A 21,629-nucleotide genomic window follows, 5' to 3' on the forward strand; every position below is an offset into this window, starting at 1 on the left:
TCTAGATGAATACGGGCAGACAGGTACCGCAAAACCACTTCTTGCCTTTTTATAGATAAAAGCAGAAAGCTGACTTTGCGGCGCTCGTCTGCCACTGGTCTGTTATTTTATACCCAAATATTCCTTGATTCCACTCACTATTGAAGCAGCAACTTTGTTTTGTAATGCTTCCGTAAATAGCAATGTCTCATCCTTCTTATTGCTAAGGTATCCTACTTCAAGTAGAACAGCAGGCATTTTCGTTTCACGAATGACATGGAAATTCCCGTATCGTACACCGCGATCACTAAGCCCTGTAGCCTCAACTAGATACTTATGCATCACTTTCGCTAAGGCCTTACTGGCTTCCCGCTGATAATACGTTTCTGTCCCGCTTGCCGCAGAAGATGCGGAACTGTTGGCATGTACAGAAATGAATAGATCTGCTTTTAAATTATTAGCCATAGCCGCCCTATCCTTGAGCTCCAAGAATGTATCGTCACTGCGTGTCAGTACGACGTCGATATTACTTTCTTTTTTCAGCAATGCTGCTGTCTTAAGTACTATAGCTAAATTAAAATTCTTTTCGTATTTTCCTGTTACTCCTACTGCACCAGAATCTTTAGCTCCGTGCCCTGCATCCAGTACTACGAGCTTCTTGCCATCATTACCTGGCTGTGTTGAAGTATCATCCGTACTTTCTGCATTCAGGTCAATGATGACCAACTTAGAATCAGTTCCAGATACGCTGATGTTATAATTCTTAGGATAATTCAAATCAATTACAAAACGTACAGTATAAGGGTTGGAGCTATAAAGCGAATACCGTACGCCTGATACATCAGGATAATCCTTCACTTCCAGTTTGCCATTCAGATCAGGATCAAGAACTTGTCCCGTACCAAACAGATCTGAGAAAGTGGCATTAGGAAAATCAATAACTAACCGATCCGGCCCTGTCATTACACTTACTTTTGGCGCTGAATTACCTTCCATCGCAATGCTCAAACGATTCTCACTAAAGCTCAAACCATTTATCATGGTTAAATTCTTAGTAGGATCTACCGGCGGAACAACCTCAGATCCACCATTTCCAGAGTTTCCATCTGAACTTCCGTTTTCATTTGAGGATCCTGGGGTAATAAGGTACACGATCTTCTTTGCATTATCCCAAGTGACGGTGAGACCAAACTGCTCACTTATGAACCGTATAGGTACAAGTGTCGTATCACTCCGCAGGACAGGTGCAGTGGTAAGCTGTACTGTTTTGTCATCAACCGAAGCTGTCTTTTGATTAACAATAAGTTTGATGACCTTACCTTGCTGTTCAATCGTCACCGTTTTGCTTTTTTGATCCCAGCCCACGGTATAACCAAGACTCTCGGAGATCAATCTCAACGGTACCATGATAGTATCATTCACATTTTCAACCGGTACTTTTTGCCCTGCAGTAATCTCTTTGCCGTCCAGATAAATCTTGCTATTCGCGGCAGCAGCATGTCCATGCTCAGGCAAAACCAACACAAAGAGCAACAAAAACAACATCAAACTGAATTTCTTCATTCTTCACCTCTAAGAATCTAGTATTCGCCTGTGAATGGCGATCGTGGTGCCCTGTCTCCGTCAACCTCAGACCTCTATTAGACGCTGGTAATCTATAAAGGTTGCGAATATATTCCATAAAAATTGAGAAATCTCACCAACCTCAAGTCTTAAAGCCCCAGATATTCCTTAATCCCGGCAACAATTTCTCTCGCTAATTTCTCTTGAAGCTGCTCACTATACATCGCCGACTCATTCCCTGAATTTGTAAGATATCCTACCTCCAGCAAGACTGCCGGCATAGTAGTTTCTCGTGTAACATGTAGGCTTTTCGTACGAATCCCGTTGTCTTTAAAACCAGTAGCGGCTAATAAATGCTTATGCATAATCTGAGCAAGAGGCAGACTATCACTGCGAGAATAATAGGTTTCACTGCCATTTATTTTATCTCTATTTGGATATCCAACATCTAGCGAATTCGCGTGCACTGAAATAAAGAGATTCGCTTTAGCAGCCTCCGCAATTTTCACGCGATCCTGAAGCCCCAAGGTAGCATCATCCGTTCGAGTAAAGACCACGTCAACTAATGCTTCCTGCGTTAATAGCGTTTGTACTTTGCGGATGACGGCCAGATTGAAGTCTTTTTCCAGCTTGCCTGTGAGACTGACAGCTCCAGATTGAGTTCCGCCATGCCCCGCATCTAGAACTACAATGGGTTTACCTAACGTTCCATTAGCCCCTGGGGTGTTGCCTCCGCTGCTAGTTACATTCAAATCAATCGTAACCAGCCCGGTGCTTTCATCCGTACTAAGCTGGTACGGTTGATTTCCAACCGTTTGAATTACGAATCTGACAGTGGACGGACTCACACTGAACAGTGCATAACGGATCTCAGAAACGAGCGGGTAGCCGGCAACGTCCAGCTTACCTTGTGGACCGCCAGTGGTGGTAACACCCGTAAGACTTCCAATGAAATCCGGATCGAACGCAGCACCCGGAAAATCTACGACGATTCGATCAGGGTTGCTCATTTTTGTAACGTTTGGCTTAGTAGCCCCCGACACAGCGATAATAAGTCGGTTCTCAGTGAATACTGCCCCGTTTACTAGAGGGCCTGTTGGAATTCCTGCTGTGCTTCCCGGTGCCGTAGTTGTTTGTGGAACTGGTGTCGGGCTGGGTGAAGTTACTACACTGCCAGCAGTTGTCCCGTTGTCACTTCCCGGCGTAGCACTTGGAGTTGGGACAGGTGTAATAGTTGCTGTTGGATTGGTAGTATTCCCCTCAGGTGTCATTGCAGAATTGCTAACTTGTCCACCTGTCAAATAGACGGTTTTATCAACATTATCCCAGCCCACCTTTAAGCCGAACTGCTCGCTTACGAAACGAATTGGAACGAGTACTGTGCCGCCACTCTGCTTAGGAGCTGCATTTAAATCAAACGTCACCCCATCTGCATCAGCTGTTTTCCGTCCTACCGCCAGCTCAATGCTTTTACCATCCTGGTGAACGGTTACTTTCCGGGTCTGCTGCTCCCATAACACCTCGAATCCAAGATTCTCTACTACCACTCTGACCGGAATCATAACGCTACCATTTACGTTTTCGAGCTTAATTCCTTTTGGCAAAGCAAGTTCCTGATTGTCCATAATAATTCTGCCTGCGCTGCTACCAGCTGCGGCAGCTTCTTGTCCGGTGGATGATAATAATAATAATGGCAGTAACAAAAGCAGCAATATACGAAGCCCAGCTCTTCTCATTCTCATTTTCCGCTCCTTCTGCAAGTAATAGATCCTAGATAAGTATTTAGACGACAGAAATCACCAAATGTTTCCTTAATGACCAATGAATATATCGATTATAGCAAAAAAACTTCCATTTCCGACACCCGGAAATAGAAGTTTTGCGTATTTTTTGTAAAGTTTAAGAATCAGACCAGTTATATCCTCTTTTTAAGAGAATAGCTTTGCAGCATGACGCTCTTCATAAGCAGCAATTTCATCCGCATGTTGAAGGGTCAAACCGATATCATCCAAGCCTTGCAGCAGGAATTGACGACGGTGCTCATCCAGATCAAAGTTGATGCTCAGTCCGAATTCATCTTGTAAAGCGTTGTTCTCAAGATCAACTGTCAGCTTGTAGTCCTCATGCTCAGCTGTCCGTTTGAACAATTCATCCACTTGCTCTTCCGAAAGCTTAATCGGCAGAATGCCGTTCTTAAAGCAGTTATTGTAGAAGATATCCGCATAAGAAGGTGCAATTACAACTCTGAACCCGTAATCCATAATCGCCCATGGTGCATGCTCCCGAGAGGATCCACAACCAAAGTTAGCGCGTGAGATCAGAACAGAAGCCCCTTGATAACGTGGTTTATTCATTTCGAAGGCTGGATTATCGTTACCTTCTTCATCAAAACGCCATTCATAGAACAAAAACTGTCCAAATCCCGTCCGTTCAATCCGTTTCAAAAACTGTTTCGGAATAATCGCATCCGTATCTACATTTACCCGGTCAACTGGTGCAACAATTCCTGTTAATTTTTTAAAAGCATCCATAGTTTTATCCTCCCGTGTTCTCTCTAGTTCTATGAGCTGACGGCTTCCGTCTTATAATTCCAATCACGTACATCAGTGAAACGACCTTTGATCGCAGCTGCGGCTGCCATAGCTGGAGATACCAGATGTGTACGTCCTCCGCGTCCTTGGCGTCCTTCAAAGTTACGGTTCGAGGTAGATGCACAGCGTTGTCCAGGCTGCAGAACATCCGGGTTCATGGCCAAGCACATGCTGCATCCCGCTTCACGCCATTCAAAGCCAGCTTCAGTAAAGACTTTATCAAGTCCTTCTTTCTCAGCCTGCATCTTAACACGGCCCGAGCCTGGAACAACAATGGCAGTAACCTTTTCAGACACCTTATGACCTTTAGCTACCACTGCTGCAGCTCTCAAATCTTCGATCCGTCCGTTAGTGCAGGAACCAATAAATACATAATCAATCGGAATTTCAGAAATAGGTGTTCCAGGAGTCAAATCCATATATTCAAGCGCTTTTTCAGCAGCTTTACGTTCATTTTCAGTGGTGAAGTCAGCCGGATTCGGTACGCTGGAGTTGATGTCAGTACCCATGCCCGGGCTAGTACCCCAGGTCACTTGTGGAATCAATGTTTCCACATCAAATTCAACAACCGTATCGTACTGAGCGCCCTCGTCGCTTACAAGACTCTTCCATGCTTCTACAGCAGCATCATAAGCCTCACCTTGCGGTACGTATTGACGTCCACGCAGATAATTAAAAGTAGTTTCATCAGGGGCGATCAAGCCAGCTCTTGCTCCGCCTTCGATCGACATATTGCAGACAGTCATACGTTCTTCCATCGACAATTCACGAATAGCTTCGCCTGTGTACTCAATTACATAACCTGTAGCAAAATCAGTACCGTACTTAGCAATAACACCTAGGATCATATCCTTTGCTGTTACGCCAGGGTTCCGTTTGCCTGTAAAGCGTACTTCCATAGTCTTAGCTTTGGATTGCTGCAAACATTGCGTAGCCATTACATGCTCAACTTCACTAGTTCCGATACCGAATGCCAGCGCGCCGAATGCACCATGCGTGGAGGTATGGCTGTCGCCGCAAACGATAGTTTTGCCAGGATGTGTCAAGCCGATTTCAGGACCCATTACGTGTACAACGCCTTGATCAATATCATTCAGATCGAACAGTCTTACACCAAAATCAGCACAGTTCTTAGAAAGGGTATCAATTTGTTGCTTGGAGATTGGATCTTTAATGTTAAAACGATCTTTAGTTGGTACGTTATGATCCATCGTTGCGAAGGTCAGCTCAGGACGGCGAACCTTCCGGTTGCTGAGACGAAGCCCTTCAAAAGCCTGTGGAGAAGTTACTTCATGAACCAAATGCAGATCAATATAAATAATGCTAGGTTTACCTTCCTCTTGATGAATAACGTGATTCTCCCAAATCTTCTCAAACATTGTCTTGTTGCTCATAATTTCACCTCATTAATAGAATCGTTCATTGGAAGAGAGCGTGGAGTCTCTCTTGAATGATCTAAATATAACACCCCTGTCTTTATAATTCCAAGATATGATATCTATAAAAGTGATAGCCTGAACCTATAAGCTGAGTTAGGGTATGTTGAGGCACAATATGTAGGAGCGATGAGCAAGCGGGGTATGTAGCAGCGTTGCGCAAGCGGGGTGTGTAGCAGCGTTGCACAAACGGGATGTGTAGCAGCGTTGCGCAAGTGTGATGTGTAGCAGCGTTGCGCAAGTGTGATGTGTAGGTGCGATGCGCAAGCGTAGTGTGTAGGTGCGTTTAGTTGTATTTTGTACAGCTATATTCCTGTGAATCATTCGTTAATGAATATAGCTGCATTTTGTACAGCTATTTTCATGATTTATCGCCTTATAGCTGGGAACTCTAGTTTTTAGTTGTATAGAATACACTTAAAACCAAAATGATCCCTTTTGCATACGAAATAGCTGTACAAAATACAGTTATTTCATAGATACTCTCAAGATCCGGCGCTAAAAATATACTGTTAGAGGATATCGGATACTTCGGTCAGTGTTGGAGGGTTAATCTCTTGAAATCAGGCCCGCAAATCCTGAGGAGCGATGAAGTGAAAGCTCTTTCGGGTTGCCTATACAAAACTATAATCCAATAGGATATACTTATAAGTAAATCATTTTCCTAAGGAGTTCATACATGGAACTGAGACAACTGCAGTATGTGCTGCAAATCGCAGCCGAAAAAAACTTCTCACGTGCAGCGGACAAGCTGCATATTGCCCAGCCCTCGCTCAGCCAGCAGCTTTCCAAACTGGAAAAAGAGCTCGGCGTAATGCTGTTTCAGCGTAATACCAGCTCAGTTGAGCTGACCTACGCAGGTTCTAAATTCGTTGAACAAGCCCAGATTATCATTGACGCAGTGGAGCTGCTGCGGCAAGAAATGTCCGACATATCAGAACTGCGCACTGGACGTGTAGTTGTGGGCAGTATGCCAATTACAGGTGCACATCTTCTGCCGCATGTGCTTCCAGTTTTCAAACAAAATTATCCTGAGGTAGAAATTACGCTGCTCGAAGACTCGTCGATGAACCTAGAGAAACTCACGGCAAGTGGCCAGACCGATTTAAGCCTGCTCTCCTTACCCCTCGAAATTCCTGCTTTAGCTTATGAAGAGCTTGGAGAGGAAAGAATTGATCTTGCCGTCCCTCCTGAACATCCGCTGGCTAAACGAATCCTAGATGGAACACGGACCTCACTTAAAGAGCTTAAGGACGAACCTTTTATCGTACTTAAGGAAGGTCAGGGCTTCCGCAAAATGACTGTGGAACTATGCCGGAAAGCCGGATTCGAACCACGAATCGTTTTTGAGAGCAATAATATGGAAACCGTTCAATCCCTAGTGGCAACAGGCATGGGCGTGACTCTTGTTCCTCGTTTTATCGCTCGTGCACCGCGGAGTGAATTTGTTCCAGTCTACTTACCGCTCGCTGATCCAGTGCCTAGTCGTACGCTAGTTGTAGCATATCGACGCGGACGATATTTATCCAAGGCCGCAAAGGCTTTTGTAGAAACATTCAAATCAACAGTGTCTGAATTAACGGAAGAATAGAATATATACAAATAAAGTGCCCCAGTAACCATTCGCGTGGTTATCGGGGCACTTTTTCAGGTAAACCTCTTTTAACTGTACTAGATTATTTACGCAAATTACGCTGTGTAATCAGGCGGTTCTGATCATCCGACACATGTGCTTTACTTGAATCAGCCAATCCCTTATCAACTGGAGCCCCGGTGTGCTCTTCCACAAATTCACGAGTCACACTATTCTGAAGCTCTGCTACTTCGTTTGAATCTTGATTCTGTCCCTGCTCGGCATTGTTGTCTTTAGTCAATTTAATCCACCTCCTGGTAACAGATTATAAGTTCTTTACCCCTTCTCTTTGAGGTTAAACATAATATATAGAGCTTTCTGCATGAAGAAATATATCCTACGTTTTCCCTTTGCAATGCAACCAGCTCCATGGTATTCTATTGAAAATAAGTGAAACGTGCAGACGGGACCAGTAAGAATGAGTCTAACCGCGCCTAGAGAGTAGATTCCGACAGGCTGAAAGAATTTACCGCGGTTTTCGTTCCGAATCCTACCCCCGAGCGGCCTGTGTCTAACAGGACGGATCCTCCCGTTATGAGAATGAAGTCGGATGATCCCTCATCAATGAAGGTGGTACCGCGGAAGTTTATAAGCTTTCGTCCTTTGCTAAGTCTAAGGATGGGGGCTTTTTGTTGTTTTCAGGACTTAATAAACGAAGAGGATGTGGACAGAAATGACGACGCGAATCGTGGTCAAAATAGGCAGCAGCTCGCTGACCGGACCCGAGGGCGGTTTGAATCGTGAAGCAGTCTCCTTTTTTGCCTCAGAGATTGCCGATTTGAAGAGAAACGGCTGTGAGGTGTTGTTAGTAACCTCTGGTGCGGTAGCCGCCGGCTTCCGCAGTATCGGTTATCCAGCACGTCCGAAGCTGCTGCATGAGAAGCAGGCCGCTGCGGCTGTGGGTCAGGTACTGCTGATGCAAGCCTATCAGGAAGCTTTTGCCCAGCATGGAATTACTACCGCGCAAATATTGCTGACTCGCACCGATTTCTGCAGCCGCAGAGCCATGAATAACGCTATGATGACTGTAGAAGAGCTACTTCGCCAAGGAGCGGTGCCCGTATTTAACGAAAATGACACTGTCTCCGTAGATGAACTGAAATTTGGCGATAACGATACCCTCTCTGCGCTAGTAGCCAACCTGTTAAAAGCCTCTAGACTACTTGTCTTAACCGACATGGATGGTTTATACAGTGGAGATCCCCGCAAGCATCCGGATGCTGTCCGCTATCAGTTCGTAGATGACATTACACCGGAGATATATGCTATTGCTGGTGGAGCTGGCTCTAGTGTTGGAACAGGCGGTATGCGATCAAAAATCGATGCGGCCAAGATCGCTACTCGGGGTGGTGTTCCTGTCTTTGTCGGAAGAGCCACCGAACCTGGAGATTTACAGCTTGCTGCAACAGGAGAAGGCAGGGGCACTTATTTTGCAACGAAGCTATCCTCTCTTCCCGTCAAAAAGCAATGGCTTGGCTTTATGTCTACCCCTCTCGGCTCCCTATACGTGGACGAAGGGGCTGTAGAAGCTTTGCTTCATGGCGGTCACAGCCTGTTGCCTGTAGGCGTCAAACAGACAGAGGGTAGCTTTCACGCAGGAGATGTTGTAGAAGTACTTGGACCCGACTCCAAATTGCTTGGACGTGGGATTGTAAATTACGATGATGCTCAGCTGCGCAGCATTCAAGGTCTGCCAAGCCGTGAGATTGTACCAAAACTGGGAGAAGTACACCGGCTTGAGGTCATTCACCGTGACGAATGGATTACACTGAGATAAACAATTTTTTTTCAATTCAAATATAGGGAGGAATCGTCATGAGTGAAGTAATTAATAAGAGTAAATTAGCCAAGGAGACTACAGGAGTTCTAGCAAGCTTAACAACTGGCCAGAAGAATGAAGCACTGCTGGTCATGGCCGATGCGCTTCGCCGCGAAGCTCCCGCCATTATCGCCGCCAACGCGGAGGATTTGGAACGAGGAAGACTTAATGGAACTCCGGAATCCATGCTCGACCGGTTGGCGTTAGATGTGGGCCGGATTAACAGCATTGCCGAAGGCCTGCAACAAATCGCTATATTACCGGATCCTATCGGTGACACGCTAGAAAGCATTGAACGTCCTAACGGCCTCAACATCCAGAAGCTGCGTGTTCCGCTTGGTGTGATCGGCATCATCTACGAGGCACGTCCCAATGTAACTGTTGATGCTGCAGGTCTATGTCTCAAAACCGGCAACGCTGTTGTGCTGCGCGGTGGCTCTTCTGCCCTGTCCTCCAACCGTAAAATTGTCGAGGTTCTGCACAATGCTCTTGCTGAAACCTCAATGCCGCCTAACGCGCTTCAGCTGATTGAAGACCCAAATCGTTCTTCAGTTGATGAAATGCTAAAGCTGAACGGACTTTTAGATGTGATCATCCCGCGCGGAGGCAGCTCTCTTATTCAAAATGTAGTCCTTAACGCAACCGTTCCCGTAATTGAAACTGGAGCAGGCATCTGCCATACTTATCTCGACACAACTGCCTTGCCAGAAATGGCACGGGACATTAGTTTAAATGCCAAAGCTCAGCGCCCTTCGGTATGTAACTCTATGGAAACACTACTCGTTCATCAGGATTACGCGAGCAAATATCTGTTATCCTTAGCCGAAGCATTTCGTGAGGTTCATGTAGAACTTCGCGGCTGTCAACAAACCATCTCTCTTGTCCCATGGGTATTACCTGCAACCGTAGAAGACTATGCTACAGAATACAACGATTATATCCTTAATATTAGAATCGTCAGTGATTTGGAAGAAGCTATGCAGCATATCGCGCAGTATGGTACGAAACATTCGGAATGTATCGTAACAGAAGATCAGGAGAACGCCACACGCTTTTTACAAGAAGTGGATGCTGCCGCTGTTTATCACAATGCCTCAACCCGCTTCACGGATGGCTTTGAATTTGGATTCGGTGCAGAGATTGGTATTAGTACCCAGAAACTCCATGCTCGTGGCCCGATGGGTCTGCCTGCACTAACTTCAACCAAATATAAGATCTACGGAACGGGACAAATTCGGGGTTAGTATGCACGTTTAAGTATTCTATCACACAACTTTTAGGAGGATTTTAGCCATGTGTCAGCAACCTTCAGTTCCACTCATGAATCATAATATTGTTTTTTATGGCGCAGGCTCCATGGCAGAAGCCATCGTTCGCGGGATGATTAGCCGCAATATCGTGAAGTCCGATAATGTCATCATGCTCAATCGCAGCAGCAGTGAACGTCTGGCAGAACTAAAAAGCCGTTATGGTGTAATAGGCACAAATGATCCCGAACAAAAAATAGAATACTTACGGAACGCACCAGTAATAGTACTGGCAATGAAACCTAAAGATGCTGCAGAATCCTTACGCGGACTAGGTCCAATTCTTTCTCCGGATCAGATCGTAGTTTCTGTCATTGCAGGTCTATCTATTCGCACCATGCAAGGTCTACTTGGCAAAGCCCAGCCTATTGTTCGCACAATGCCTAACACTTCCAGTTCCATCGGTCTGGGTGCCACTGGTCTAGCCTTCTCCAAAGAAGTAGACGAAAGAGGCCGTCGCCTTGCTCTTAATATCTTTGAGGCTGTCGGGCTTACAACAGTCATTGATGAGGAACGTATGGAAACCTTGACCGGAATTTCAGGCAGCGGGCCTGCGTATATCTATTACATGATGGAAGCCATGATCGCCGCTGGCATCCGTGGTGGGCTGCCACTTGATCAAAGCACCGAATTAACTGTTCAAACAGTGCTGGGTGCTGCCCGAATGGTACAACAGACGGGAGAAGAACCCGCAGCACTCCGTAAGAAGGTTACTTCCCCTAACGGTTCAACACAAGCAGCTATAGAAGTGCTTGAACGAGGGGAATTCTTTGAAACTGTGATTGCTGCAGTTAACCGATGTGCCGAGCGCTCACGTGAAATGGGTGCTGCCCTAGAGAAAGAGCTTCGTTCTTAACCAAAAAAGATCGCAGCCCATCCCCTCATCGGGTGGGAAGCGATCTTTTTTTTATCTTGTTACAACATTTCCATAATTATCTCTTACGATTACCTTTAGATTTACAGGAGCCGCAATGGTCACGTTCAATGCATTCCTGGAGTTATCGAATACTAAATGTCTAGGTATGTCTCCTAAGATGACGTAAAATGTGTCTCCAACTTGTTTAGTTTGCAACAGCCGCTTCTCTTGCTCTTGCTTGAGTTGCCCTTCAGCCGTGGAATAACTCCCAAATACATTCAACTCGTTCCCAGCCGTTCGATCAACCATAATTCCATAAGGTTCGGCAGCCTGGATTATAAGTGTGCCTACACCCTGTGGAACATTCCCCTTCCATTCCGGCAAGGAATAATTCTCCTCCGTAGATGAGATCACATGTCTAAGTTCTTGTGTTAATCCTAAAGAGCTGACTCCTGCGAATACTAAACAGCACAATGCCAGAAATCCGACGAACAGAACACTTAGCACATCATAGTACATTTTCCCTTTACCACGGAACCATAAGGTGTAAATTACAATTTCTAAACCAAGTAAGATAAAAATGAGCGGCCACCAAGCAAGCGTTGTCTCGAACACATCCGCTCCTTTCCACTGAGAGACCATTATTAATGCCCCGAGAAATAAAAGGCTCAGTCCCATCGACAACGTACCTACACGCCAACTTCTAGATTTCCCTTCGTTCACTGGAAACTCGCTAGTTACCATGACTCCCGGCTCTACTTCTACTGGATTATTCAAGATTGACCCCCCGCCCCTTTTCTACTCTTATTATTCTTACTTCCAGTCATCAGCTTCACCCCACCACCGATCAATAACACGGAGACGACAATGGTCTTAAAATATTCATTTACGCGATATTCCAGCCGCCATTCTGGAAATCTGATATCGATGGCAGGAACTGCGACATTCACAACAATAAAGTATAATCCGAGACACATCAGGACTGCTCCGAGCCAGCCTTGATGATTTAAGAAACCTTCGATAACCGGCTTATCCTGCAAAGGTTCACGTCCATATCGGCTAACTAACTGTAAGCCATCGAATAAGCTATAGAACCAAATGACCGGGATAAGGAAAAAGAGCAATGTTAACCGCAATAGATCCATGACATAAATACTTCCTAAGAAAAGAAGCATGAGCTGGAGCCCTCTTTTTTGCAGTCCCAGATACATCTGTCCAGCACCAGGAAATGCGGATAGTAATGTCGCTAATACTTTGCTGCGTCGTCCTTCCTCACGTCCAGCCTCCATCTCTTCGAATAATGTGCGGTCAACAAGCATTTCTCCTGCTTGTTTACGATGGATCAACTGAACTGCATCAAACATGCAATACAGCCAAATTACTGGCAATACTCCAAACAGCAGCAAAAATGCATCACTCGAAGTAATTCCGGCCAAGAACAACATAACGGTCATGAATCCGAAAAAAGAAATCAGAAAGGATAGTCCACGCTGCATCAGCCCCATATGAAAATGACCCAATCCAGGAATGAAAGACAATAAGATGACATGCACACGTTCATTATCCTCCGTCTTTACGGGCATAGTAGAACTAAAATCCAGCATTGATCCATCAGGCGCTACAATTGGAGTGGGCATTTGCAGTAATTTAATTACCAGATGAATCATCGAAAGGATCCATAGAAGTAAGAATCCGATCACTCCCAATGCCAGAATTCCCTCATCCCCTTCAGCCATAGCGATTAAGAATGACATAAATAACACACCAAAGCTTAGCAAAAAATAAACAATCCCTTGTGGGCGTCTTCCCATATAATAATGACCTGCTCCAGGAATCATATTAAGAAAAAGACCCTTAATTTTATTACGCTGCTGTTGCATTGTTCATTTCTCCTCTCATTTCTGTCTTCCGTCCATAATCCGGCTCAACCATCCGCTGGTGGCTTGCATGAATTGTTCGCTATAAGATGGCGAATTATCTTTCTTAGGGACAATAAGCTCCATTTCACCCGTGAGTAACTTATCAAACATCCCGGAAGACATAATCAACAGCGTTAACGAAGCAGCAACGGCATAATGAAAGATTGTTTTTTCATACCAGCGATAACGCCGTGATCCTTCTTCTTTCCCCGCTACTTCTTCTATGACTACTGAAGATCTCACCGTAGCAACCCAATCTCCCATAACTCTCTCTGTAAAAGCAGACGAATTCTCCAATGAAGGCAGATCCTCCTTTAGCTCATCCAGCATCTCCATGTACGAAACAAATGTGTCTTCATCCTTGAGCAGCAATTGTTCCCATTCATCTCGCTCTATACTATCTTCTTGCCCTTCAAGATAAGCTTTTGCCTGCTCGCGGCGATTTAGGTTTTCTCCACTCTTCATCATAGCCATTCGTCCTCCTTCCAATGTTTTCGCATCCATTGTCTCGCCCTATATAGTCTGGACTCTACCGTCTTCAGAGTAATTTCATTTTCAGCAGCAATTTGCTCATATTTTTTATTTTCCAGATAATAAGCCACCATAATTTCCCGATGACCCTCCGGTAAATTGTTGATCTCACCCGACAGACGATTCATCCGGTCACGACGGACAACAGTGGCTAGTACATCCTCCTCATTAGAAGGTGTCTGGCTCAGCACAAGCTCATAGTCAACAGGTAACTCTCGTAGCCGATCACGTTTACGTTTGGCATCAATAGCCTTATTTAAGGCGATCCGCGTAATCCATGATTTTAAGCCTTGATAACGGTAGTCAGGGAGAGATTTATACATCTGGAGAAAAGATTCCTGAGCAGCGTCTTCAGCCCCTTTGACTTCACGTAATACAGAATAGGTGATTTTGTATATATGCTGACTGTATGTATTTACAAACTGGCGAAACGCATCTTCGTCTCCTTGGCAAATCCGCTTGATTAATAGCTCTTCCTCAATGACTCTCCCCTCCTTCCCACAGCAATAGACGCTGAGTTCTTCGCCTACCCCTGCACTTATCTAAAAAAATAAAAAAAGAACCGTACAGACTCTAGCAATAGCTAAAGCAATACGGTTCTCTCCTAAACGATCTATCTTCCACCATTGCGGAATTTTTGTGTATACGTCTTAACATCCTGAGCGTTCTTGACCCGGTTACGGGCCCATTCCAGCAATATCCGGTCGATATAACGAAAATGAACCTTCCCCGCAAATACGGATTCCTTGAGTGCTAACAGAATCAGCTCCTCAGGATATCGGTCTTGATCCACCCAGCTGGAAATCGTCTCACATTCCATTGGAGACAGCGGGCGCCCGAATTCCTTCTCGAAAATACTGAATAGATTCCGGCTCTCCTCTTTATCTCCAAGTGAAGAAGGAGATGTGGGGGGAGTTCCGAATCCTCCACCTGACGCAGCAGCCCGGGGAGCTGATGTTCCATATGCTCCCTTGTCCTTATCTTGCTCATTTTCTTGTACAGCTGTCGCAAGATAAGCACCTAGCTTTCCATATAGCCCTGAGAAATTGTAGCGTTCATAATGGATATCTCTTAGTTCATCGTTGTCTCCATCGATGCTAATGAAACCTTCCTTCATGAGCTTCTGCAATTCTCCGGCGAGAACGGAAATGCTACGACCAGTTACAACCTGAAGCTCCTCCAGAGAAGGGAACTCAATCCCTTCTACTTGCCTGAAGGAGAGCAGATGAATCAGCAGCATGGCTTCACTTCCGCTTAAATTCAGCTTCCGGTAATACTTCAGTAAAGCGTAAGGTATGACGGCCATTCCGTTCTCCAGACCGAAGGAGACGCCTTCGCTCCAGGTACTCCATGTCTTGCCGTCCATGTGCTTCCCCCTTTGTTCAAATCCTAAGAACTTATGGGTAGAGGCGGTACAGTGTACGTGGGAATGGAATAGTCTCACGTACATGGTCAAGACCACAGATCCAAGCTACAGTACGCTCAAGCCCAAGTCCAAAACCGGAGTGAGGTACAGATCCGTAAGTACGCAGATCCATGTACCATTTATAAGAATCCATCGAAAGATTGTGCTCTTTATAACGCTCTTCAAGCAGCGCAGGATCATCGATCCGCTGTGAACCCCCAATAATCTCTCCATAACCTTCAGGAGCGATCATATCAGCACACAGTACGACTTCAGGACGATTTGGATCCGGCTTCATGTAGAACGCTTTGAATGAAGCAGGATAATGAGTAATAAATACAGGTTTATCGTAGGCTTCAGCGATTGCTGTTTCATGAGGTGCACCAAAATCATCACCCCAAGCAATATCTTCAAAGCCTTTATCATTCAAGAACTTGATCGCATCGTCATAAGTAATGCGTGGGAATGGTGCTTTAATATTCTCCAGCTTGGAAATATCGCGGCCTACCGCTTCCAACTCCGCACGGCAATTCTTCAATACGGATTGCACTACGAAGCTAATAAACTCTTCCTGAACCTTCAAGCTTTCTTCATGATCTGTGAAGGCCATTTCAGGCTCGATCATCCAGAACTCGATCAAGTGGCGACGAGTCTTAGATTTCTCCGCACGGAAGGTTGGTCCAAAGGAATATACACGGCCCAGTGCCATAGCTGCAGCTTCCATGTATAACTGTCCGCTTTGGGTCAGGTAAGCATCCTCATCGAAGTATTTCGTGTGGAACAAGTTAGTAGTTCCCTCTGCTGACGTTGGCGTCAGAATCGGAGGATCCACCTTTGTAAATCCGCTCTCGTTGAAGAACTGTTGGATTGCCCGGATAATCTCCGCACGAATAACCAGAACAGCCCGCTGCTTCGAGGCACGGAGCCAGAGGTGACGGTGATCCATCAAGAAATCAACGCCATGCTCTTTCGGAGTAATTGGATAATTCTCTGTAAGGTGCAGAACTTCAATTCCGGTAACAGTCATTTCAAAACCGGATTGACTGCGAGGCTCCTCACGAATAATACCGGTCACATACAATGAGCTTTCCTGTGTGAGGCTCTTAGCTGCATCCCATACCTCTTCAGGCACTTCTGATTTCACTACAACTCCCTGAATATAACCTGTACCATCGCGAAGCTGCAGGAACTGAATTTTACCACTGGAGCGCTTGTTGTTTACCCAACAACCGATAACAACACTTTCTCCAACATGTTCATTCACGTTCTTGATTACACTCTTGTTAGCCATGCCTTCAATCTCTCCTCTAATTTAGCCGTTAATTCCTTGCACAATACGGTTTGTATCACGTGCGATGACAAGTTCTTCGTTAGTCGGAACTACAAGCACCTGCACTTTGGAATCTACCGTAGAGATACGACGCGGGTCGCCGGAGCGAACTTTGTTAGCTTCAACATCCAACTCAATACCCAGGAACGTAAGGTTATTTAGCAGTTTCTCACGTAGCAATGAAGCATTTTCACCAACACCAGCAGTGAATACGATAGCATCTACACCGTTCATAGCAGCCGCATAAGAACCGATATACTTGCGCAAGCGGTACTCATACATTTCAAAAGCTAGCGTGGAATTAGGCTCACCTTTTTCCATACCCTCAATAATATCACGCATATCACTGCTTACGCCCGAAATTGCTAGGAGTCCACTATGTTTGTTCAACATGGAGTTAACTTCGCCTACGGACAATTCTTCCTTGTTCATCACGTAAGGAACAATTGCTGGATCAAGATCACCACTGCGAGTACCCATCATCAAACCTTCCAGAGGAGTCATACCCATGGAAGTATCCACAGACACTCCATCTTGAACTGCAGTTACGCTACCTCCGTTACCGATATGACAAGTAATGATCTTCAGATCTTCCAACGGACGCTCCAAGTACTCCGCAGCAGCTTTGCTTACGAAGTCGTGTGATGTACCGTGTGCGCCATACCGACGAACTTTATATTTATTGTACAGTACTCTAGGAATCGCGTACATATAAGCTTTTTCAGGCATTGTTTGGTGGAATGCAGTATCGAATACAACAACCTGCGGTACACCCGGCATATTTACTTCAGAAGCCGTAATCCCCATCATTGCTGCTGGGTTATGCAGTGGTGCAAGGTCAAACAATTGACGAATTTTAGTCTTGGCATCAGCGTCCACAAGTGCGGAAGCTTTGAAGAATTCACCACCATGTACTACACGGTGACCCACAGCATTGATTTCTTTAATGGATTCAATAACGCCATGCTCTTTATCCGTTAGGCAAGCTAGAACTTTACGAATCGCTGTGTTATGCTCCAAAATTTCACTTACTTCTGTTACTTCAGCTTTACCAGTAGGTTTATGGTTCAGAATGGAGGAATCCATCCCGATACGTTCCACCAAACCTTTAGCCAAAACGGATTCATCAGCCATATTGTACAATTGATATTTTAAAGAAGAACTACCGGAGTTAATTACTAGAATATTCATATACGGTCACCATCCTTGTCGTACTGGAAGAAGCCTTCGCCTGATTTCATACCCAATTGTCCTGCACGCACCATCTTCTTAAGGATCGTGGAAGGACGATATTTCAGCTCACCATATTCACGGAACATATTTTCAAGTGCAGCAAGAACCGAATCCAGACCGAATCTGTCAGCCATTTCAAGCGGTCCATATTGGAATTGATAACCAATACGCATAGCATCGTCAATATCCTGTGCGGAGGCAACGCCTTCTTGCAGCACGTGCATAGCTTCATTGATAAACAAGCAAATGAGGCGTGATGTTACAAATCCTGGGGATTCATAAATCATTACACCTTTTTTCTCAACAATTTCATCAACAAAGGATTTTGTATCTTCAAAAGTTGCATCTGAAGTTTTCAGACCGCGTACAATTTCAACAAGATCCACTTTAGCTACAGGGTATATGAAATGCATTCCGATCACGCGTTCCGGATACATTGTAGAACTTGCAAGTTCAGTCAAGCTAAGTGTTGACGTATTGCTGGCAAGAATAATGTGGTTTGGACATACTTGATCCAGTTGATTTAATATTTTTTTCTTTTCTTCTAAATCCTCAACGATTGTTTCGATAACCATGTCACAAGAGCTCAGCTCTGCGAAATGTGTCACTTTTTGAATGCGGCTAAGAATCAGCTTCTTCTCAGCTTGAGTGATCGCCCATTTCTCCAGTTGCTTATCTAGACTTGTCTCGATCATTTCGTAGGAGTAGTCCAGTTTCTCAGGGGTTTTCTCCACCAGCAATACATCCAGGCCCTTGGCTGCCAGCATTTCGGCAATCCCTTGTCCCATTGTGCCACCGCCGATGACACCAATTTTCTTGAAATTCATAAAAAAGTCTCCATCCTTTCAGGTATCTATACTTTTGTATTGTACCTTGTCTGTCGCAAAAATTTATAAAGCCCGACATATAATGATATCTTAGCATGCCTGAAAAGTAAAAAAAAATAACCAGCATAAATATTTATGCTGGTAAACGCACGCTGTCACGAAATTGACATCGAAATTGCTCTCCAGAGAGCACTTCTTCCTTCATTAAAATGTCAAGGGAGTAATCAAATACATTTCGTTGCTTTTCAAGGTGGTCGTGAGTACGAACCATCAGTTCATCCAAAATTTTACTGTTTTCCTTCATAAGCTCTTCAGTGGTAACCATTTCCAGCTTGGCGATACCCAACGAAGTCAATCCGGATTTCATCATGGTTTCGACAATATTCAGGGCCTGATCAAAATCGCCACGCGAACCTGTGCTTCGTCCGCCATAATACATTTCTTCTGCAGCCGCTCCACCAAGTGCGATCATAATCTGATCTTCGAGATAATCTTTGGTGTACAAATACTGCTCTTGCTGAGGATTGTGACGTACATAACCAAGGGCTTGCCCCCGCGGAGTCAGCGTAACCTGACTAACACTTCCCGGACGCAGCAGCTCTGCCATAATGGCATGTCCCAATTCGTGGATCGCCACCCGTTTTTTCTCTTCGTGGTTAGTTTCTCTGTCCGTTTTTTCCCCCATCATAACCTTGTCAATCGCCATCGACAGATGCCGCTGCTCAACCTCTGTCAATTCCTCACGCATCATATAAATTGCTGCCTCATTCATAACACTTTCGAGCTGAGCACCGGAAAAACCATAGGCTTCTTCGGAAATTTTGTCGAGGTTCACATTTGCATGAAGTGGCTTATTTTTGGCATGCAATTCGAGAATCGATTTGCGGCCTTTTTTATCAGGCATGTCCACTTGAATATGACGGTCAAACCGGCCAGGACGCAGCAATGCTGAATCAAGCATTTCTTTACGGTTAGTGGCTGCTACCAGCAGAATGCGCGGCGTTTCGTTGTTATAGATCCCGTCCATCTCAGTCAACAGCTGATTCAAGGTCTGATCATATTCTCGCTGCTGTCCGCCTTCACGCTTACCGCCAATTACGTCAATTTCATCTATGAAAATAATAGCGCTTTGCTTGTTTTCCTTAAGGGCGCGGGTACGGGCATCCTTAAACAAATCGCGGATACGGCCGGCACCGACACCTACGTACATTTCTACAAACTCACTGCCTGATGCTGCCACAAATACAGAGTTCGTATAATGTGCTGCTGCTCTAGCCATAAGGGTCTTACCTGTTCCTGGAGGGCCTGTAAGCAGAATCCCTTTCAAAGGCCGAATCCCGAATTTGCTGATTTCCTCATGCCGGATCAAAAAATCCAACGCTTCACGAAGCTCCTGCTTTGCATTGTCTTGCCCGCCAATTTCTTCAAAAGTAAGCTTTGAAGGTCCATCCTTCTTGCGTTTCTTCCCGGCACCTGCATTTACCGCAAGTCCGCCTCTTAAATGAGCAATGATAAGTAAAGCCGTGAGCATCCCAGCAGCAATAACGATCGGGAATATATTAATGCCTAGAAAAGCCATAAAAATAAACAAGACAGGAACAAATCCGATTAGAATTTCTTTAAGGTATTTAGGCATTATTCCATACCCCCAATGTCGCAGGTTTGCGCGGCAAAATAATAAATTTGCTTTCTTTTCCATTACTCAAGCTTACATAGACATTATTGTCGTCAATTTCTGTTGAGGCTATCACATTTTTATATTGCGGATATTGCGCTTTGAGTCCATCAAGTTCTGTGGGTATAAGTGTATATTTACGGCTCTCCATGGCTTCAGCTACAGAGAACATCGCTTTATCCCAGTATTCATCCAGCAGTTCACTGGAGTTCTGTTCTACATCAAGTTTCAGTGTACGTCCATCAATCATCGATTTTCCTTCTTTAGAGACGTACTGAACCAGTTCACGTAATTTCGTGCCTGGCTGGAGATCAAGTTTCAAAGTGACCTCATTGCGGTTAATACTGATATGAGAATCATTGACGCCCTCATATTGAGATACAATCTTCTGAAGTGGTTCCTGCATTGCAAACTGACGATACAAAAAGAAGCCACCAAACAATAGAGTAGCCGACAGTAGAGACGTTATCAGCACAGGTACAAGACGTAATTTCAAGAAACGTCCTCCTCTCAAAGATGACAAAATATAAAGCTCAGTATAATAATTTATAGCTACTTGAGAGCTCATCAGAGAGACTGAAGTCTCTTATTGCTGTTCTAATTACAAGTAGTAGTATATCACAGGTGTATATACTAATTTCAAAATAAATGTGAATATATTTAAAATTTAATTTTTTAAATATTTCCATCAATACCAAATATATTCCTCGTTTTCGACAAAATCGGCCTTGATTTTTAATCAATCGGCCTATTTTTGTATGTGAATTTAAGAGAATATTCGGTGATAACCACCCATTCAGTATATCACTTAGTATATCACTTTTGTACATCAAATAAATGTAAACAAGCGAACTTATAATAAGTTCGCTTGTTTACATTGCCACCCTTAATTTCCTTATGTTCGGCTTAACTTTTAGGTAAACTGTAACCTTCACCCATTCGGGACCCATCCGAAAACCGATAAAATTGATAATAATACCGACCGCTCTGTTTATAAAAAAGCTGCCAAGCATACTCTCCGTTATATACTCCCGGCAGCAAGCGTTCAATCGTTATGTCCGGAAGATCAGCTTTGATAATGCCGCGTATTTGGGCTTCTGAGGTTCCTTTACTTAGTTCCTCAGCAAACACTGCGTCGTCGCCTTCAGCAAATTTTCCATCTACCGTAAAGCGGACCCAGACCATAAGAGCAGTCCCGGCTTCATTTTTTCCTGTTAAAACCCAGTACACTGCATTTTCATCCCAAACCGATTTTTGTGCTTTGGTTACCTCTGTTAGACCCGCTCTGGTTTTGGCAACATCCTTGGCGATATCCTGCTCGTTCCATTGATCTTTCATAATATAGGCATAGAACTGGATAAGTCCAAACCCCAGGAGCAGAATCAGAACTGACCCCAGGAGGATCCATTTTTTCCTTTTCTTCAAGGTACAGCTCCCTTTCTAGTAATATATCTTTTTTGATTATATAACACACCCGCGTGTTTATCCAAAATTTCATAATTTTCTAGCTTTCCCAGCCTTTAAA

General features: G+C 44.6%; 20 protein-coding genes. 4 read left to right on the forward strand and 16 right to left on the reverse strand.

The window, feature by feature from the left end:
* Nucleotides 1-102: 102 nt before the first annotated feature.
* The 4 genes from NSQ66_RS20055 to leuC all read right to left on the reverse strand — a co-directional run bounded on the left by NSQ66_RS20055 (nt 103) and on the right by leuC (nt 5,527).
* Nucleotides 103-1,542 carry an N-acetylmuramoyl-L-alanine amidase gene (locus NSQ66_RS20055; RefSeq protein ID WP_038572397.1) on the reverse strand — a complete coding sequence of 480 codons (1,440 nt, stop codon included), beginning with the start codon at nt 1,540-1,542 and terminating at the stop codon, nt 103-105.
* 149 nt (nt 1,543-1,691) lie between these two features.
* The gene (locus tag NSQ66_RS20060) at nt 1,692-3,284 is read right to left on the reverse strand and encodes an N-acetylmuramoyl-L-alanine amidase family protein (protein WP_141118480.1); all 1,593 of its coding nucleotides are present in this window, start codon (nt 3,282-3,284) and stop codon (nt 1,692-1,694) included.
* A gap of 186 nt (nt 3,285-3,470) precedes the next feature.
* Nucleotides 3,471-4,073: a 3-isopropylmalate dehydratase small subunit gene (gene leuD, locus NSQ66_RS20065; RefSeq protein ID WP_036676325.1), complete on the reverse strand. Its 603-nt coding sequence runs from the start codon at nt 4,071-4,073 to the stop codon at nt 3,471-3,473.
* 29 nt (nt 4,074-4,102) lie between these two features.
* Nucleotides 4,103-5,527 (reverse strand): 3-isopropylmalate dehydratase large subunit, encoded by a 1,425-nt coding sequence (gene leuC, locus NSQ66_RS20070; protein ID WP_036676324.1) that lies wholly within the window; start codon nt 5,525-5,527, stop codon nt 4,103-4,105.
* Nucleotides 5,528-6,248: 721 nt separating this feature from the next.
* Here leuC and NSQ66_RS20075 point away from each other — a divergent pair.
* Nucleotides 6,249-7,160, forward strand: a complete 912-nt coding sequence (locus tag NSQ66_RS20075) for a LysR family transcriptional regulator (protein WP_036676323.1) — start codon at nt 6,249-6,251, stop codon at nt 7,158-7,160.
* A gap of 85 nt (nt 7,161-7,245) precedes the next feature.
* Here the strand turns inward: NSQ66_RS20075 and NSQ66_RS20080 are convergent, their stop codons facing one another.
* Nucleotides 7,246-7,443, reverse strand: a complete 198-nt coding sequence (locus tag NSQ66_RS20080; RefSeq protein WP_036676321.1) for a hypothetical protein — start codon at nt 7,441-7,443, stop codon at nt 7,246-7,248.
* Nucleotides 7,444-7,875: 432 nt separating this feature from the next.
* Here NSQ66_RS20080 and proB point away from each other — a divergent pair, with 432 nt between their 5' ends.
* Genes proB through proC form a run of 3 tightly spaced genes read left to right on the forward strand, consistent with a single transcriptional unit; the run spans nt 7,876 to nt 11,184 of the window.
* Nucleotides 7,876-8,979: a glutamate 5-kinase gene (gene proB / locus NSQ66_RS20085; RefSeq protein ID WP_036676320.1), complete on the forward strand. Its 1,104-nt coding sequence runs from the start codon at nt 7,876-7,878 to the stop codon at nt 8,977-8,979.
* Between the two features lie 38 nt (nt 8,980-9,017).
* Nucleotides 9,018-10,265 (forward strand): glutamate-5-semialdehyde dehydrogenase, encoded by a 1,248-nt coding sequence (locus NSQ66_RS20090; protein WP_076141301.1) that lies wholly within the window; start codon nt 9,018-9,020, stop codon nt 10,263-10,265.
* A 49-nt stretch (nt 10,266-10,314) separates the two neighbouring features.
* Complete coding sequence (gene proC / locus NSQ66_RS20095) at nt 10,315-11,184, forward strand: pyrroline-5-carboxylate reductase (protein WP_036676316.1); 870 nt, start codon at nt 10,315-10,317, stop codon at nt 11,182-11,184.
* 51 nt (nt 11,185-11,235) lie between these two features.
* Here the strand turns inward: proC and NSQ66_RS20100 are convergent, their stop codons facing one another.
* The 11 genes from NSQ66_RS20100 to NSQ66_RS20150 all read right to left on the reverse strand — a co-directional run bounded on the left by NSQ66_RS20100 (nt 11,236) and on the right by NSQ66_RS20150 (nt 21,529).
* Nucleotides 11,236-11,961, reverse strand: a complete 726-nt coding sequence (locus NSQ66_RS20100; RefSeq protein WP_081388070.1) for a hypothetical protein — start codon at nt 11,959-11,961, stop codon at nt 11,236-11,238.
* The gene (locus NSQ66_RS20105) at nt 11,958-13,064 is read right to left on the reverse strand and encodes a hypothetical protein (protein ID WP_036676314.1); all 1,107 of its coding nucleotides are present in this window, start codon (nt 13,062-13,064) and stop codon (nt 11,958-11,960) included. The genes NSQ66_RS20100 and NSQ66_RS20105 overlap by 4 nt, the downstream gene beginning before the upstream one ends.
* A gap of 15 nt (nt 13,065-13,079) precedes the next feature.
* A complete protein-coding gene (locus NSQ66_RS20110) occupies nt 13,080-13,577 on the reverse strand; it encodes a hypothetical protein (RefSeq protein WP_143763131.1) in 498 nt (165 codons plus the stop codon).
* Nucleotides 13,568-14,176 (reverse strand): sigma-70 family RNA polymerase sigma factor, encoded by a 609-nt coding sequence (locus NSQ66_RS20115; RefSeq protein WP_170914208.1) that lies wholly within the window; start codon nt 14,174-14,176, stop codon nt 13,568-13,570. Before NSQ66_RS20115 ends, NSQ66_RS20110 begins: the two co-directional genes overlap by 10 nt.
* Before the next feature lie 71 nt (nt 14,177-14,247).
* Nucleotides 14,248-15,000 (reverse strand): DnaD domain-containing protein, encoded by a 753-nt coding sequence (locus NSQ66_RS20120; protein WP_038572407.1) that lies wholly within the window; start codon nt 14,998-15,000, stop codon nt 14,248-14,250.
* A gap of 31 nt (nt 15,001-15,031) precedes the next feature.
* On the reverse strand, nt 15,032-16,330 hold the full coding sequence (gene asnS, locus NSQ66_RS20125; RefSeq protein WP_036676308.1) for an asparagine--tRNA ligase: 1,299 nt from the start codon (nt 16,328-16,330) through the stop codon (nt 15,032-15,034).
* 21 nt (nt 16,331-16,351) lie between these two features.
* Nucleotides 16,352-17,560, reverse strand: coding sequence for an acetate kinase (locus tag NSQ66_RS20130; RefSeq protein WP_036676305.1), 1,209 nt, complete (start codon nt 17,558-17,560; stop codon nt 16,352-16,354).
* Entirely contained in the window at nt 17,557-18,429 is an 873-nt protein-coding gene (locus NSQ66_RS20135) for a 3-hydroxyacyl-CoA dehydrogenase NAD-binding domain-containing protein (protein WP_036676304.1), read from the reverse strand. Before NSQ66_RS20135 ends, NSQ66_RS20130 begins: the two co-directional genes overlap by 4 nt.
* A gap of 133 nt (nt 18,430-18,562) precedes the next feature.
* Nucleotides 18,563-20,065, reverse strand: a complete 1,503-nt coding sequence (locus tag NSQ66_RS20140) for an AAA family ATPase (RefSeq protein ID WP_036676302.1) — start codon at nt 20,063-20,065, stop codon at nt 18,563-18,565.
* The gene (locus NSQ66_RS20145) at nt 20,058-20,600 is read right to left on the reverse strand and encodes a hypothetical protein (RefSeq protein ID WP_036676301.1); all 543 of its coding nucleotides are present in this window, start codon (nt 20,598-20,600) and stop codon (nt 20,058-20,060) included. The genes NSQ66_RS20140 and NSQ66_RS20145 overlap by 8 nt, the downstream gene beginning before the upstream one ends.
* Nucleotides 20,601-21,010: 410 nt before the next feature.
* Complete coding sequence (locus NSQ66_RS20150; RefSeq protein ID WP_076101457.1) at nt 21,011-21,529, reverse strand: DUF5590 domain-containing protein; 519 nt, start codon at nt 21,527-21,529, stop codon at nt 21,011-21,013.
* Between the last annotated feature and the right edge of the window lie 100 nt (nt 21,530-21,629).

Source organism: Paenibacillus sp. FSL H3-0329, from assembly GCF_037963285.1.
Lineage (GTDB): Bacteria > Bacillota > Bacilli > Paenibacillales > Paenibacillaceae > Paenibacillus_AQ > Paenibacillus_AQ odorifer.